The organism is Citrobacter sp. Cb028 (assembly GCF_030336705.1).
GTDB classification, from domain to species: domain Bacteria; phylum Pseudomonadota; class Gammaproteobacteria; order Enterobacterales; family Enterobacteriaceae; genus Citrobacter; species Citrobacter braakii.
In genome coordinates, this window is the sequence record NZ_JAOWCZ010000031.1 from 107,876 (window position 1) to 124,801 (window position 16,926).

The window sequence follows — 16,926 nt, forward strand, 5'->3', positions numbered from 1 at the left end:
TTAGAACGGATACTGCATACGACCTCCATTTAACTAAAATTAGGAAATATAAAATTTCTAGCCTTGCTTAGACTAGAAACTGTCGTGATTTCGATAAGAATAGATACGCTGGCTAAGAACGTCAGGGGCGGTAGCGTTCCAGAAAACATCTGGGATTTATTTAAAGTTAATAATTATTAAATAAGGGACTTATCAGTAATGATCAGCAAAGATGATGTAAAAATTGCCATTATTGGACTCGGGTATGTTGGCTTACCATTGGCTGCTGAATTTGGGAAAATTCGTCAGGTGGTTGGTTTTGATGTTAATCATAAACGTATACTCGAGCTAAAAGAAGGGATCGATGTCAATCTCGAAACCACAGAAGAAGAGCTACGTGATGCTCGCCATCTGACGTTTACCTCATCAATTGATGAAATCAGAGAATGCAATTTTTACATCATTACCGTCCCGACGCCGATCAACGATTATAAGCAACCAGATCTCACCCCTTTGATTATGGCAAGTGAAACTGTTGGCAAAGTACTGAGGCCGGGGGATATCGTGGTGTATGAATCTACGGTATATCCAGGGTGTACTGAAGAAGAATGCGTGCCGATCCTTGAGCGTATGTCAGCGATGACATTTAACAAAGACTTCTTTGTCGGATATAGCCCAGAGCGCATCAATCCCGGCGATAAAAAATATCGTCTGACAACTATCAAGAAAATTACCTCAGGTTCAACTGAAGAAACGGCCTGTCTGGTTGATGAGATCTATCGACAGATCATCACGGCAGGAACGTACAAAACGGAAAGCATTAAGATCGCGGAAGCGGCAAAGGTGATTGAAAATACCCAACGCGATCTCAATATCGCGCTGGTAAATGAATTGGCGATTATCTTTAACCGATTAGAGATTGACACTGAAGCCGTGCTGCGAGCAGCGGGAAGTAAATGGAACTTCCTGCCATTCCGTCCGGGACTGGTTGGTGGTCACTGCATTGGCGTCGATCCCTATTATCTGACTCATAAATCTCAGGGCATCGGTTACTATCCGGAAATTATCCTCGCGGGTCGTCGACTGAACGATAATATGGGTAACTATGTTTCGGGACAGTTGATCAAAGCCATGATCAAAAAAGGAATTAATGTTGAGGGTTCTAACGTTCTGATTCTGGGGTTCACCTTTAAAGAAAACTGCCCGGATATCAGGAATACCCGCATTATCGATGTTGTAAAAGAGTTGGGCAATTACAGCTGTAATGTTGATATTTTTGACCCTTGGGTGGATGCTGAGGAAGTCGAAGAGGAATATGGGATTATACCTGTATCGGAAATCAAGGCTGCTTCTTATGATGCCATTATTGTTGCCGTTGGCCATGAGCAGTTTAAGAAGATGGGGAGTACTGATATTCGTGGCTTTGGAAAAGATAAACATGTGCTTTATGATTTGAAGTATATCCTTTCGCCTGAGCAGTCAGATGTGAGGTTATAATCATGACAGCCTATGATGAATTAAAAATACAACTCGTTCTTGAACCAAAACGTTGGCTTATTACTGGCGTAGCAGGTTTTATCGGCTCCGGATTATTAGAAGAACTACTCTATTTAAATCAAACAGTAATTGGGTTGGATAACTTTTCAACTGGCTATCAACATAATTTAGAGGATGTGCGTGCCGCTGTCAGTGAAGAACAATGGTCGCGGTTTACCTTTGTTCATGGGGATATCCGGTCGTTTGCCGATTGTCAGGCTGTTTGTGAGAATGTCGATTACGTTTTACATCAGGCCGCTCTGGGAAGCGTACCACGTTCCTTGCAGGATCCTATCACGACAAATAGCGCTAACATTGATGGTTTTTTAAATATGTTGACGGCGGCGAGAGATGCACATGTATCTGGTTTCACCTATGCCGCAAGCAGTAGTACTTATGGTGACCATCCCGATTTACCTAAAATTGAGGACCGGATCGGCCGGCCATTAAGCCCGTATGCGGTTACAAAATACGTCAATGAATTGTACGCCGAGGTGTTTGCTCGCAGCTATGATTTTAACACTATTGGCCTGCGCTACTTTAATGTATTTGGCCGCCGTCAAAACCCTAACGGAGCATACTCTGCAGTCATTCCTCGCTGGATACTATCGCTTCTTAAAGATGAACCAATTTATATCAATGGCGATGGTTCAACAAGCCGCGATTTTTGCTATATAGAAAATGTGATTCAGGCCAATTTATTATCAGCAACGACTAATGATTTAACCTCAAAAAATAAAGTCTATAATGTGGCTGTTGGAGACAGAACTTCGCTAAATGAGCTTTATTATCTCATCCGCGATGGGTTGAATTTATGGCGGGACGAACAAATTAGTGCTGAACCAATTTATAAAGATTTTCGTGACGGTGACGTTAAGCATAGTCAGGCAGATATTACCAGAATAAAAACATTTCTTTCATATGAGCCTGAGTTTGATATCAAAGAAGGACTTAAGCAGACTCTAAAATGGTATATCGATAAAAAGACTGCTTTGTATTCCTGAGTAAAACTACTCACTTTCCTTTCACGTGGATGAATTTAATGAAATCGTCAGGGATGTTTACGCTTACAGCCATTGGTAGTTGCCGTATTGTGAGTCCGGTAAAACGAGCTCAGCCTTATTTTAATTTCAAGGCTAATTTTAAAAGGATATATGGTTTTACGCATACGAGCAGCGAGGCATTACAGCAGGTTCGTTTTATTTTAGGCTTGATAGATATTCCTGAAAAGGTCCGGCCTTTTATTTTTAGACCTGCCGTAAATTATTCAAACACCGACGTTCATAGTCGTTCTGATTTCTATATCGTTGAGATTTCAAGTCAGAAGAAGATTATGGCCTATGGGTTCTGCTTACAAATAAATTATTTAACTCGTCATTTCTATGAGTTTTTTAGCCAAACAGAGCGGGCGCGTGTGTACTGGTCGCTGGCCACGCAAGGAAATCAACACAAACTGCTGGCCTATCTCAAAGACGATCCCTGTTTTGCCGGAATGTCGGAAGACGATCGTGCCTTATTAAGCAATATCAATGTTGAGCAGATGGATGAGCATGCTATCGAACAGGACATGATGGAAATCGTTCAGCTGCTTGGTCGCGATCGCGTTATGTTTATGACCCATGTTGATGCCGTGACTCGTGCTGGAACCGTCATTCAGTCCCGCAGTCGATTGATTAAAAATGTCGAGACCATCGCCACCAGGATGGATATTCCCTGCGTTAATCCGACAAATTTGATGGAAAAGTGGGGACAGAAAAGAGCCCTGGAAAAAAATGGCGACGATCTTACTCATTATACCGACATGTTTGGTGACGCGATCGTTGCGGCTATTTTTAAGGGAGTGATCAATAAGACTAATCATCATCTTGATGAGGGGCGACAAGAGAAACAGGACCAAATACGTGAGATTACCCTATCGATCACTAAGCTGCTTGCCGATGGCGACATTATTACTGCATCACAGCAACTTTTTGCCGCATTAAGAAATCAGCAGCAAGAGCCTGTTCTAATCCAACTTCGGTCCGTAATCTTCAGCCGTTTAGGTTATTATGAACAGGCTTATCAGGATATTAGTGATGTTGAGAAAATTATCGGTACGACAGACAGTACATTACGTTGTCGGCTGAGGTCTCTACATGGATTAGCGCGTTGGCGGGAAGCCTTATCGACGGCCGAGATGATGCTTTCCAATGAAATTGAAGATGAAGAAGTCCTTACCGTTGCCGCCGGCTCAGCCGATGCTTTACAGCTGTTTGATAAGTCATATCAATACTGGAAACGTGTACTGTTATTGAATCCTGAAACCCAAAGCGGATGGGTTAATTTCCTGAGCAGCACGCAATATTTCAATGATGGCAACGCATTTTCCGAAGCTTTCCATGCCGGCATTCAATCGCAGCGCCTAAATGATGCGTTTATGGAAACAGCGTTATCTTTGGCAATCAAATTCAGTGATGAATTGATTTTCATGCATGCACTCGAGCAGCTACTCCGCCATGAGTCAGAATTTGCGCTGACGGTATTGTCGACGATTCATGATACCGGTCTCGTTATCCGCACGGCTTTCTGCATCAAGAATATGAGCTATCATCAGGCGCTTAGCACCTCGTATAAAGATAAACTCCACGACGTTTTTGAGGCATGGAACAATACCGCGCTGTCGCTACATTCGGTTGATGATTTTGTCTCACTGAGTACTTCGCTGGTCTACAGCTACTCTGCATTTATGGTTTATCCCCATGCACGTATTTCTCGTTTTAATAATGAAGTTAAAATGGCATGGCGCGAGAAATTAAGAGAAATGTATGAGCGTGAGGATTATGAAAATATCCTGGCAGGGGCGAAAATAGTATGGCCACTTCTGGAGTTCGATCCCGTTAGCACCGTATATTGTGCAAGAACGCTGGTGAATCTTGGTGCCTGGAAAGACGCGTGCACGTTGGCCCATATGACCTTGATTCGTAATTCGAATATTACCAGCCTGCAGTCGATTATGTTACGCAGTATACGTCATATTAACGACATTCCGTTCCTCATTGATTTGATTGCTAACGTCATGAGCATTTCTCCATCATTCCAGAATGCCTCGATGAACGAGTTGTTTGAGAAAGAGTGTCGCAATGTTGCAACCAGAGCCCTTAAATATGTACGCCAGAAGAAAACTGAAGGGCGTCTGGATGAAGCATTGTCTGTATTGATTAGCCTGAAACGAATTGATCCTGATGTTTCTCGCCTGATGCGTGAATATAAGCAAATTATCAGATTATTTAATGAGTCACTGAAGGATGGCGGTAGCACTATCGCGTCTTATGAACATCTAGATTATGCGAAAAAATTACTCGTTTTTGATAGCGAAAATGCCTATGCCTTGAAATATGCCGCATTAAACGCAATGCATTTACGCGACTACACCCAGGCTTTGCAGTATTGGCAGCGACTGGAGAAAGTGAATGGGCCAACGGAGCCGGTGACAAGGCAGATCTCGACCTGCATAACCGCATTACAAAAAAATACATCAGGGAAGTCGTAATGATTACGCAGGAAGAAAAGTTAGCTGCGCTAGGGAAAACGCTTTTAACATTGAAACAAGAGAAGAAGCTTGCGCAAGCTGTTGCGTTAATTGACAGCGAATTACCGGCTGAGGCTTTAACTTCATTAGCGATGCTAAAAAAAGCAGAATTTCTTCATGATTTCAATGAAACGGCGCGTGCATACGCGCTCTACGAAACGCTGATTGCACAAAACAATGATGAAGCTCGTTATGAGTATGCGCGTCGTTTATATAATACGGGGCTAGCCAAAGATGCGCAGCTAATTCTTAAAAAGGTTAGCACCGGCGTGCAGAAAAAATATAACAATTATTTAGGCAAAATAAATAAGATCTGCGATTTGCTTGAACGCCTTGAAGGGGAAGCGATCCCTGTGGGAACCAACACCCGTATTATTGCAATGAAGCATGCCATCTTGTTCTATCGAAATCGTCAGCCGCGGCAGCTTCCCGTCGGATCTTTTGGTCGCCTTGCGCTCTGTACAGGCTCGCTAGGTAGCGGCGGTGCAGAGCGTCAGATTTCCAGGCTGGCTATTGAGATCGCCAGAAAATATCGGCAACAGGGGAAAATTGGCGGCCTGAAAGTAGAAGAGCCGGTAGAGCTCATTATTCGCTCCCTGGCACCGGAACTCAGGCAAGACTTTTTCCTGAAAGAAGTGCTGGAAGAACAGGTCGAGGTGCTTGAAATCGCGAAGATTACCGGAAACTTCTTTGACGATACGACAATAGAATCTCCGGAGTTGCGCTTATTGCTCTCTCATCTGCCGCCGGTGTGTAACTACGGTATCAAGCATCTGGTCCCCCACTTATGCGAGCGCAAGCTGGATTATCTCTCCGTTTGGCAGGATGGCGCTTGTCTGATGATTGCGCTTGCAGCGCTGATTGCTGGCGTGCCCAGAATTCAGCTGGGATTACGTGGCTTACCGCCGGTGGTGAGAAAGCGTCTGTTCAAGCCGGAATATGAGCCTCTCTACCAGGCGCTGGCGGTCGTGCCTGGCGTTGATTTTATGAGTAACAACCATTGTGTGACCCGCCATTATGCCGACTGGCTAAAGTTGGAGGCGAAGCACTTCCAGGTTGTATATAACGGCGTCTTACCGCCATCTACCGAACCCTCTTCTGAGGTGCCACATAAAATCTGGCAGCAGTTTACGCAAAAAACACAGGATGCGGACACGACTATTGGTGGCGTTTTCCGCTTTGTAGGCGATAAGAACCCTTTTGCATGGATTGATTTTGCAGCACGCTATTTACAGCACCACCCCGCCACACGCTTTGTGCTGGTAGGCGATGGTGATTTGCGCGCTGAAGCGCAGAAACGCGCCGAACAGTTGGGGATTCTGGAGAGAATACTATTCGTTGGCGTCTCGCGTGACGTGGGGTATTGGCTGCAAAAAATGGACGTATTCATTTTGTTTTCGCGTTATGAAGGGCTACCCAATGTGCTCATTGAAGCACAAATGGTCGGGGTGCCGGTGATTTCAACCCCTGCAGGTGGATCGGCAGAATGCTTTATTGAGGGTGTTTCGGGTTTCATTCTTGATGATGCACAGACGGTCAATCTTGACCAGGCTTGCCGCTATGCAGAACAGTTGGTCAATTTATGGCGCAGCAGAACCGGTATTTGCCAACAGACGCAGTCATTTTTACAAGAACGCTTCACCGTGGAACATATGGTGGGAACGTTTGTACAAACCATTGCCTCTCAGCCTCGTTAATTAATGGGCAGCATTTTTTCAGCTATTTCATTTATAAAATAAGTTATGAAAAAAATTATTATATTATTAACGACGTTTTTTCTGCTTTCGGGATGCACTATTCCTAGGGCGGTATTTAAATCCAGCCTGATTAATCAGGACGATCCTCATTATCATCTGGTCGAAGTCACGCCGACATTAAAACTGAGTGATGCCGATACTGTGCCGAAAACTATTGTCGATCCGGTCTTTGCCGAAAATAACTGGCACTGGACATCTTTGGCTAAAGGCGATGTGCTGCATATCACTATTTTATCCTCGGGGGGAGCGGGGTATTTATCCAATAACGCGAGCGGCGACCGGGCGGATTTTGAAAATATTCTTGTGACTGACGGTAATATCGTTCAGGTGCCTTATGCCGGGATCATTCCGGTTACCGGGCTGGATGTGACACAACTGGCTGAAGAGATCAGAAAGCGACTTTCGCGCGTTGTCCTGAATCCTCAGGTGCTGGTGACGCTTACCGCCCGCACCGGAGCCATGGTGACGGTCGAGGGTAGCGGGAAAACGGGTCGCTACCCTCTCGAACAGAGTATGAATCGTCTTAGTCATTTTTTGGCAACGGCGGCGGCAGTAGAAAATACCAGCGCAGAGATGATGGAAGTTCACGTGACGCGCCAGCAGCATTATTTCAATGCGCGACTGTCAGATATTTATCAGTATCCCGGGCTGGATATTGTCTTACAGCCGGATGACCGTATCACTCTGCGTCAAGTGACCGAGTATGTTAATGTGCTCGGCGCGGCGGGTGTTCAGGGAAAACATGCTCTGGTTCAGCGTCATTCCAGCGTAGTGGATGCTTTGGCGCTGGCGAAAGGATTAAACGACAATCTTGCCGATCCGCAGGCGGTTTTTCTGTACAAGCATGACGAAGCGGAACAGGCGAAACAGCAGATGCGTAAGCTGAATATCTATCATGTCGATATGAGCCAACCTGACTCGGTGTTTTTAGCACAGGCCATGCGGGTGGAGGACGGCGATGTTATCTATATCTCGAACGCCTCTTTGACTGATTTCGCTAAGGTGAAAGCCGCATTCGATAGCTTTTTGATCCGCGGCTCTAATTCTTTCTAACGTCGCCATATGAATATTTTGAAAAATAATACTTATTATTTTATGAAACTCATTACCGTCTGTGAGTTAATCATTTTGTTAATGTCACGCGATATCAAAACACGCTATAACGGTAATTTGCTAAACTATATGATGGTGCTGGCCGTACCATTGGTATGGATAACCATTACCGTTATTTCTTTTCAATATTTAAATCGCATCGTGCCAATATTCACTGACGATATCAGCTTTGTTATTGCAGGTATATTACCGTATCTGTTATTTCGTTATACCATTACCGCAACCATGCGCACCCGTTCATTCTTTACATCGTTGGCGGTTGTCTCGCAGGTTAAGAAAAGACATGTGATTTTTGCTCTTGCCGCAGTCGAATTTGTTAATGCGGTTATCATTTATATTATTGTTTCATTAATTAACTTTCTTATCTTTTCCCGTTGGGAAGCCCAGAAACCGATCCTGATTTTTGAAGGGATGGTTATCGCATGGCTTCTGGGATTATCGTTTGGTTACTTTTGTGACGCACTGTCTGAACGGTTTCCGCTGGTCTACAAAGCCGTTCCTGTAGTGCTAAGACCGATGTTTTTGATTTCAGCTGTCTTTTATACGGCGAATGAATTGCCCTATTCATTATTAAGCATATTCAGCTGGAACCCTCTACTTCATGCTAATGAGATAGTCAGAGAAGGAATGTTTGAGGGGTATAACTCCTTGTACCTTGAACCTCTTTACCCTCTGGCATTTTCCGCAACGTTATTCCTCGCGGGCATCATTTTTCACCTGATTTGTGACACTGAAAATCACTGACTTTAGCTTCAGGAGAGACGCGTTCGTGTTCGGTTTATTAGGTTGTACACGCTATTTTGAGTCTGATAAGGGCCCGCGGGTGGTCCTTGATAAAACAGATTTTATCATGGATTACCATGAGCATATCGGTATTCTGGCGGCCCCTGGTTCAGGCAAAACGACGCTAACCCGATTGCTGTGCGGTATAGATGCTCCTGATGAAGGGGATTTTATTGGGCTACGGGGTGATGCGCTCCCACTGGGGGCAAATGCTTTTGTTCTGCCGGGGTTAACCGGCGAAGAGAATGCGCGCATGATGGCCAGTCTTTATGGCCTGGATGGCGATGAGTTTTCACATTTCTGCTATCAATTGACCCAGCTTGAACAGCGCTATACCGACAGGGTGAGTGAATATTCTGTCACGATGAAAGCGCATCTGGCATTTGCCATTAATTTACTGCTTCCCTGTCGCCTTTATATTGCTGATGACAAGCTGTACACCGGGGATAATGCCACACAGTTGCGTATGCAGGCGGCACTAGCTTATGAGCTGCAACAGAAAGGGTTGATTGTGCTAACGCGCAACCCTCGGCTTATTAAAGAACACTGTCATGCGTTTGGCGTACTGCTGCATGGAAAAATTACGATGTGTGAAGATTTAGCACAGGCATCTGCGCTTTTTGAACAATATCAGTCAAATCAGGCGACGATTCAAACTGATGATTATTCCTTTGATATATAATTAGAAAATATACGGATAGAGTGTGGAAAATTCAGAACGTATTAAAAAATGGAAAGAGGAAAGGGCGAAGGTAGCAGAAGAAAGCCGAGCCTCGCGACTACAACAAAAAGAGGATGAACGCTCCCTTCGCCAGACGGAAAAAACGGCCGATGCGAAAAGTCATCATCGCCCAGACGCCGGGTGGTCCGCGACGGATGCTGATTCTGTCCGTAGAGCGTCATTGGTTATTAAAGAGCGACGTGTTCAGCAAGCCAAACAATCGCTACGTCGGCTCTTTCTTTATATTGCTTTGCCGCTGCTGGTTATTATGCTTATGTCGTGGTTATTAACTTCGCGTTTTTATAGCGCGGATGCCACCTTTATTGTGCAAACTGATGCCAGCCAGGATAATTTTTCTGGAACAGCTTTCTTTGGTGCAGGCAATGAGATGTCGGAGGGCTTTCAGGTTCGCGAGTTTATACTTTCGAAAGAAATGATGGAGCGGATGGAAAAAGAGCTCGGTTTTTTATCTTATTTCGCGCAAGACGATATCGCATTATTTTCCCGCTACCACGCGCCGCTGGGTATTAATGATGATCCTTATCGTTACTATTTATCGAAAGTCTCGGTTGCTGTCGATATTCAACAGGGCATGCTGCGTTTAAACGTCAAGGCGCGGAGTGCGAAACAGGCTGAGTTTTTTGCCCAGCGCATTCTGGCTTTTGCTGAACAGCACGTTAATACCGTTTCAGCGCGGATGCAGCAGGAACGGATTTTATGGCTGGAAAACGATGTTAAATCGGCCCAGGAGAATCTGGGGGCCGCTCGGCTTGAATTGCTAAAAATACAGCATATACAAAAAGATATTGAACCGCAGGAAACCGTGACCGCGATTTATCAATTAATTGCTGGCTTTGAAACGCAGTTGGCGGAGGCGAAAGCGGAATACGCGCAATTAATGGCTAATGGTTTGGATCAGAACCCCCTTATTCCTCGCCTGTCGGCCAAAATCAAGGTCCTGGAAAAGCAGATCGGCGAACAACGTAACCGCCTGTCAAATAAGTTAGGGTCGCAAGGTTCTTCAGAAAGTCTGTCCCTGTTTGAAGATCTTCGCCTGCAGAGTGAGATCGCCAAAACACGCTGGGAATCTGCCTTGCAGACCTTACAGCAAGGGAAGCTTCAAGCGCTACGTGAGAGACGGTATTTGCTGATCATTTCTCAACCGATGGTGGTGTCTGACACCACTCGCTATGCCGATGGAACAAAGTGGTTACTGTTCTTCGTGTTGCTGGGCATCGCGTACCTGGTGACTTCTCTCCTGATAACCATCAGGCGGATGCGTGAATAAGGCGGAGTAAGGAAATACGATGAGCTTGCACTCTACATGTAAAAAAATATCGCCAACCACCCTGCTCAAACAAGAGGATTGGGAGGGGCTATGTCACTATTTCGGTCAGCATCCCGAAAAAGTGCGAGATAGTGCTGGAAATGAGCAAAACATTATTCTCTTCGCTATCGCGTGTTTGCGTAAAGATGAAACAGATGCCGCGCTGACTTTGTTGTCCGACCGTGTGCTGACAGCAAAGAATAGCCGTGATTTATTGCGACGCTGGGTTATTTCGCCGCTGGCATCACATCATCGGGACGCTGTACTACAGGTGGTTAACAAACTGCTGGCGGTGAATGTGTGCCAGCCGGAGGATGTCCTGCTGGTCGCAAGCGTGCTGCTTAAGAGTAAACAATATGCGACTGTTGCTGACTTAGCCGAGCGGGCATGGCTCGCTTTTTCGGGCAATAGCAAAATTTTTGCCCTCCATCTGCGCAGCCTGACGCTGGTGGATAAAGAGTTACAGGCAATTTCGTTGGCCAGAACACAGGCGCAGGAAGCTCCCCCGCGGGGAGATATGATTGAGACCTGCCTCCGTTTCTTAAATAAAAGCCGCCTACCAGAAGATCATGACCTGGCCCGCGCATTGCTCCCTTTCTTCGTGTTAGAAAGCCAGGAGTCGGCGGGGCTGGCGGTTGATACGCTGTGCGCTGTCGGTAAATATCAGGAAGCCACTCAGACTGGGGAGTCCGCATTAGGCCGTGGGTTGGATGGTGCGGCGCTGCGTCGTAGCCTGGGGCTTGCCTACTATCAATCCGACCGCAGCCGGGAAGCGAAGCTTCAAGCCGCTGAGCATTGGCGTCATGCCCTGGATTTTAACCCTGATAATTTACGGATCGTGACCCTGTATGCCGATGCCTTAATCAGAACGGGTCAGAATGAGAAAGCCATTCCGTTACTGCAGCAGTCGCTCGCGACTCATCCTGATCTTCCTTATGTCAGAGCCATGTATGCCCGAGCACTGCGCCAGGTTGGGCAATACGCTGCTGCCAGCGATGAGTTTGTACAACTGGCAAGGGAAAAAGGGGCGACCAGTAAATGGAACCGTTATGCCGCGGCGGCGTTGTTACAGGCGGGGAAAACAAGCGAAGCGGAAAGCGTCTTTGAGCACTATATTCAGGCCAGAGCAAGCCATCTGCCTCAGTCATTCGAAGAGGGGCTGCTGGCGCTTGATGGGCAAATATCTGCCGTTAATCTACCGCCTGAGCGCCTTGACTGGGCATGGGAAGTTGCCGGCAGACAGTCCGGTATCGAGCGCGATGAATGGGAACGCCGGGCGAAGTGGGGGTATCTTGCCGATAATTATCTCCTCGACTGGCTTGAATGCCGTGGAGAGCAGGCCGACGAACCGATGTATCGGTTGGCCGATATATCGCATGTCGAGCAGTTTTTCCAACGGCTGCAGCTCGATAAGCGTGGTTGCATTGTTGTATCGGCTCATATGGGCGCAATGTATGCCGGGCCGATGATCCTCTCCTTGCTGGAAATGAACAGCAAATGGGTGGCTTCCACGCCTGGCGTGCTCAAAGGGGGCTATGGTGAGCGGTTGATTTCGGTTAGTGACAAAAGCGAAGCGGACGTGGTCAGAGCCTGCATACAGACCTTGCATAGTGGGCAGTCGCTTGTTGTGGCGATCGACGGCGCGCTGAATTTGAGCGCGCCGACTATCGACTTTTTCGGCCAGCAGATTACCTACTCCACCTTTTGCTCTCGACTTGCCTGGAAAATGCACTTACCCACCGTATTTGGTGTTCCGGTGTGGCGAGACGGGCGCATCCATTTTGTTTTGGAGAAAATGGTCGATCCGCAGAGGTTCGAAAGCCAGTCTTCTTTTATTGAGCGCTGGAAAGACAATTACCTGAAATGTGTAACCCAAATCCTGAATAGCGGGCCTGAAAATCTGAGACTGTCGGGGGGGATTTGGCGAAATATCACGCGCAGGGATGAATCATCTTCGGGCTGAAAAGATGTTTGCCCCGCGATGCCTTTGGCGCACCAGGCGGGGCCGCCCGCTAAGTAAAACTGAGTTATTCGATTTAGAAAGCATCCGTTCATTAACGTTCGGGTGCTTTTTTCGTTCTAACGAGCTGAAAAACGGAGAATTATATAATAGCTACGTTATACCTGATTGTGGTTCTGTTTGTCTGAGGGCTACCAGAAGACAGTATCCTGAAGTCATCCCTTAGCGATGTTAAATAGCGGCATCGAAATCCGCTGGTAGCGTACTGTTACCTGTACCCAGGCTGCGTTGCATTAATACCGTATCAAGCCAGAGCCCATGCTTGAATCCAATGTTCGTCAGCGTGCCTATTTTCGTAAATCCGGCCTGCTGATGGACTTTCAGCGATCCCTGATTATTGCTGTCGCCGACGATAGCGATCAACTGCCGATAACCCTGCGTTTCAGCCCACTCAATTACATGGCGTAGCAACGCTTTTCCCACCCCCTGACGCTGTGCCGTCGGGTCAATATAAATCGAATCTTCGAGGGTATAGCGATAGGCATAACGCTCGCGGTAGCGGGTGAGATAGCAATACCCGATGACCTTATCTTCTTGCAATGCGACAACCCACGGCAGTCCCAGACTGCGGATTTTTTCCAGACGATCCTGCATCTCGCGGGTATCCGGCGGGTCAGTTTCAAAGCTGCCGGTACCGTGAATAACATGATGGGCGTAGATATCGCGTATGGCGGGGATGTGTTTTTTTTCAGCGTTAACGATTTTCATTGACCAGCTCCCATTGGCATCTTTGTCCAAATTACCTCAAAGGCTGGAGAGAAGGTAAGTGCAAAAAATTATGCGTCTATACCCGTCATTCTTTAAGCTGCATGTACCTTGGCTACGCTAGCTCACTTCAGTCACATGGTTCGCTAAACTCCTGGGGATTTACTCACTTGCCGTCTTCATGTAACTCGAATTATTTAGGGTATATAAATTATTTTCAATGTAAATAAGCTTTCAAATTGTAAGGGTAAAGGGGGTGTGGTTGATACTGTCAATAATACGCAAGGTTGGTAAATACTTTAGCGAGTTGAGCAATGCACAATTCTTCGCGCACGTATTATGGCGGATACCAAAATACCAATTTTGGTAGATTTCAAGGATAGGTCAAGAAGTTATTTGATTTTATTGAGTTTTTACTGTACTTAGTTCTGCTTATGACTGTACCTTTAATTTCATTTTATCGACCCTGTTCGAAACTTAAAATTAGGTTATATTATTTACATTGTTATCTTTGTTGTTATCAGGGGCATTATTATCAGAACTTTCTCTATCCGCACACAATAGTTACCATGCAAACAGTTGCGCGGTGTAGCTATGCCAACCAGCAATAGTTATCATCGTCACAAGGTTTCGTCATGCAAACTTAATCTAAATCCAGAATTCAATCCCAAGAGTATTAGGATTATTTAGTCTAAAATACTTTTTTGTCTAAGAGTTTTCGTATCGCATAGCCACGAACTACGCTGAGTGATAAAATTTTCGAGTTTACGCCTGCTTTCCCACGATTAGAGGGCGAGGCGCGGGTAGTCAATAAGACGAAAGAGTTAATTGCTTCATAACCCTATTGCAAAATAAGCGGCAGTGCATCTTACATGGTCGGGTATCGTTAGTAACCGACTGTAATATATTGAAAACGCTTATTTTTACTCTGATGTAAGTTATAAGGGCAGATATGTTAAGTATGCGTCGACATGCCAACTTCATTAAACGTTTTAAGTCTTTAAGCTGTTTATTTACGGCAAGCGTTCTTTTCCCTATGCAAATCTCTGCAGCGACATCAGATTATGACGCTTTGGTTATTGAAGCGCGGGGTGGTAATAGTGCACCGTTATTGCGTTATCTAGAGGATCAGGGAAAGCAAAGCGCGCTAACGCCAAATCAGGTTGCCGACTGGCTGCAAGTTTCCAGTTGGGTTGATAACAACGATAAAGCCACTATTGAAATCTGGCAGCGCTATCGTGGGCAGATGGATGTGCCTGCACGCGGCAAAGTCGCCGCTGCACGTGCGTACCGTAACCAGAAAAACTGGAATGATTCATTGGCGGTATGGGAAAGCGTTTTACAGGAAGAGCCTGACAACGTTGACGTACGCACCGGCTGGATAATGACGTTGGCAGATGCTCGCTACAATCAGCAAGCCCTTACTGAAGCGAATAAATGGGCACAGGCACATCCGGGTGCTGACTCCGATGCACTACTTGCCTACGTATATCATTCTCAGGGAAAAAACTGGGACGCGCTGTTGGTTGCCAGCCAGGCGGATGACGTTGATCCTGGCAACAAAAATGCAAAATCTACGCTGCTGTCTGCTCTGTCAGCAAACCGTGTTTCCGGGCCCGCCTTAAATATGGCGGAGGTAGTGCCTACGGCAGATCCTGTGAAGCGCCGCCTTGAGCTTGATGCGGCCGCCGAAATGGTACGTTCCTCCTATACGTCCGCACGTAATGAAGAAGAGCGGTTTATCGTGGCGGATAAAGCGCTGGCCCGCTATGACCAGTTGCTGGCTGCCTGGAAGGATGAGCCGTCCGCGCAGAATGATGTCCGTCGGGCGAGAATTGACCGCATGGGGGCTTTGCTGGTTCGTAAGCGAACGTCTGAAGTGATTAAGGAATACGAATCGCTTTCTGCGAGCGGCGAAGTGCCAAACTACGCAAAACGCTGGGTAGCATCGGCATGGTTAAGCGAACGCCAGCCAGAAAAAACCGAAGCGATGCTGATGAGCATCTACTACCCGAATGGACCGATTCCCGTTACGCCGCTTGGCCCTGAGGATCAACAGGATCTGTTCTACGCGCATATCGATAATGAAAACTTTGATGCCGCTAAAAAACAGGCCGAAAACTTAATCAAAGAGAGTCCGTACCTGCGACGCATCTATGGTTCGCCAACGCCGCAGCCTAACGATAACTGGCTGCTCGGACAGTCGATGCTGACGCAATATTATATTGCTGCCAATGAACTACCTGAGGCTGAAAAGCTCGCAGAGCATCTGGCGCGAACAGGTTCAGGTAACCAGGGGCTGCGCATATCTTATGCCTCCGTTCTTGAAGCACGTGGCTTGCCGCATGCGGCGGAGAAAGAGCTGAAGCTGGCGGAAGTGATTGAGCCAAGTAACCTGGAACTGGAACGTCAGCAGGCTTATGTTGCGTTGGATCTCCAGGAATGGAGGCAGGCCGATGAACTGACGGATGATGTCATCGCTCGTAGCCCGGATGATGAAGCGACGCTGCGCCTCGCGCGTATTCGTGATGTCCACAAAATGTCGGAAGTGCGCATTAGCGGCACACAAGGGATCTCGTCCGATAGCCCGGTCAGCGGTAAGAATGACTTCAACATCAATACTGCCATTTACAGTCCGCCAATTAACGACAACTGGCGATTGTTTACTGGATTCAACTTTGCTACTGGCGAATTTGGGGAAGGTAAAGGCATCAGCCGCGATCTGGCTGCGGGGGCGGAATGGACTTCCCGCGACTACTGGGCAGAAATGGAAGTCTCTGGCAGAAATTATGGCGATGGTCAGAAAATTGGCGGTCGTCTTTCCGGCTGGCATGACTTCAATGACAACTGGCGCGTAGGCGGTTCGGCCGAGCGCTTGTCGCGTAATACGCCACTGCGCGCGCTGCGTAGCGGCGTGTATGCCAACGGCGGCGATATGTTTATTCGCTGGTATCAAAACGAACGACGTGAATATCAACTGTCGTTTGCCGCATCACATTTCTCAGATGGTAACGATCGCATCGAATACGGACTCAGCGGAAAAGAGCGCATGTGGACAACGCCGCGCTTCACCCTGGACTTTACCCCGGGTATCGGCGGGAGCACCAACACCAAAGAGAATGTGCCGTATTACAACCCGAAGAGTGATTTTTCCGTGGTACCGGGTCTGAGCGCGGAGCAGGTTCTTTACCGCCATTATGACACCGTGTGGACGCAGCAAGGTCTGGCTGGCGTAGGTGGCTATTGGCAGCAAGGCCAGGACGCTGGTGCCATCGTTCAGGTGGGATACGGACAACGGCTCAAATGGAACAACGTCGTAGATGGCGGGGTGATGCTGATTTGGGATAAACGCCCCTACGACGGTAAACGTGAGCGGAATATCTCCCTCGCTTTCGATTTAAATGTCAGGTTTTAAGG

The 16,926-nt window shown here is 46.9% G+C and carries 11 protein-coding genes; 10 read left to right on the top strand and 1 reads right to left on the bottom strand.

Annotation, left to right across the window (positions count from 1 at the left end):
- The first annotated feature begins 198 nt into the window (after positions 1–198).
- Genes tviB through vexE form a run of 9 tightly spaced genes read left to right on the top strand, consistent with a single transcriptional unit; the run spans position 199 to position 12,747 of the window.
- Positions 199–1,476 (top strand): Vi polysaccharide biosynthesis UDP-N-acetylglucosamine C-6 dehydrogenase TviB, encoded by a 1,278-nt coding sequence (gene tviB / locus OGV75_RS08050; protein WP_286480527.1) that lies wholly within the window; start codon positions 199–201, stop codon positions 1,474–1,476.
- Between the two features lie 2 nt (positions 1,477–1,478).
- Positions 1,479–2,519 carry a Vi polysaccharide biosynthesis UDP-N-acetylglucosaminuronic acid C-4 epimerase TviC gene (tviC, locus tag OGV75_RS08055; RefSeq protein ID WP_080859185.1) on the top strand — a complete coding sequence of 347 codons (1,041 nt, stop codon included), beginning with the start codon at positions 1,479–1,481 and terminating at the stop codon, positions 2,517–2,519.
- A 29-nt stretch (positions 2,520–2,548) separates the two neighbouring features.
- Positions 2,549–5,044 carry a Vi polysaccharide biosynthesis protein TviD gene (tviD, locus tag OGV75_RS08060; protein ID WP_095716010.1) on the top strand — a complete coding sequence of 832 codons (2,496 nt, stop codon included), beginning with the start codon at positions 2,549–2,551 and terminating at the stop codon, positions 5,042–5,044.
- The gene (gene tviE, locus OGV75_RS08065; RefSeq protein ID WP_016154314.1) at positions 5,044–6,780 is read left to right on the top strand and encodes a Vi polysaccharide biosynthesis glycosyltransferase TviE; all 1,737 of its coding nucleotides are present in this window, start codon (positions 5,044–5,046) and stop codon (positions 6,778–6,780) included. The genes tviD and tviE overlap by 1 nt, the downstream gene beginning before the upstream one ends.
- A 45-nt stretch (positions 6,781–6,825) precedes the next feature.
- Positions 6,826–7,893 (top strand): Vi polysaccharide ABC transporter protein VexA, encoded by a 1,068-nt coding sequence (gene vexA, locus OGV75_RS08070; RefSeq protein ID WP_047414406.1) that lies wholly within the window; start codon positions 6,826–6,828, stop codon positions 7,891–7,893.
- A gap of 9 nt (positions 7,894–7,902) precedes the next feature.
- Positions 7,903–8,697, top strand: coding sequence for a Vi polysaccharide ABC transporter inner membrane protein VexB (vexB, locus tag OGV75_RS08075; RefSeq protein ID WP_016157404.1), 795 nt, complete (start codon positions 7,903–7,905; stop codon positions 8,695–8,697).
- 25 nt (positions 8,698–8,722) lie between these two features.
- On the top strand, positions 8,723–9,418 hold the full coding sequence (gene vexC / locus OGV75_RS08080; RefSeq protein ID WP_046276114.1) for a Vi polysaccharide ABC transporter ATP-binding protein VexC: 696 nt from the start codon (positions 8,723–8,725) through the stop codon (positions 9,416–9,418).
- 22 nt (positions 9,419–9,440) lie between these two features.
- Positions 9,441–10,745, top strand: coding sequence for a Vi polysaccharide ABC transporter inner membrane protein VexD (gene vexD / locus OGV75_RS08085; protein WP_080859181.1), 1,305 nt, complete (start codon positions 9,441–9,443; stop codon positions 10,743–10,745).
- Positions 10,746–10,764: 19 nt separating this feature from the next.
- A complete protein-coding gene (gene vexE / locus OGV75_RS08090; RefSeq protein WP_286480528.1) occupies positions 10,765–12,747 on the top strand; it encodes a Vi polysaccharide transport protein VexE in 1,983 nt (660 codons plus the stop codon).
- Between the two features lie 228 nt (positions 12,748–12,975).
- Here vexE and OGV75_RS08095 read toward each other — a convergent pair whose 3' ends face one another.
- Entirely contained in the window at positions 12,976–13,512 is a 537-nt protein-coding gene (locus tag OGV75_RS08095; RefSeq protein ID WP_047414402.1) for a GNAT family N-acetyltransferase, read from the bottom strand.
- A 949-nt stretch (positions 13,513–14,461) separates the two neighbouring features.
- Here OGV75_RS08095 and pgaA point away from each other — a divergent pair.
- Entirely contained in the window at positions 14,462–16,924 is a 2,463-nt protein-coding gene (gene pgaA, locus OGV75_RS08100) for a poly-beta-1,6 N-acetyl-D-glucosamine export porin PgaA (protein WP_353622579.1), read from the top strand.
- Positions 16,925–16,926: the final 2 nt, after the last annotated feature.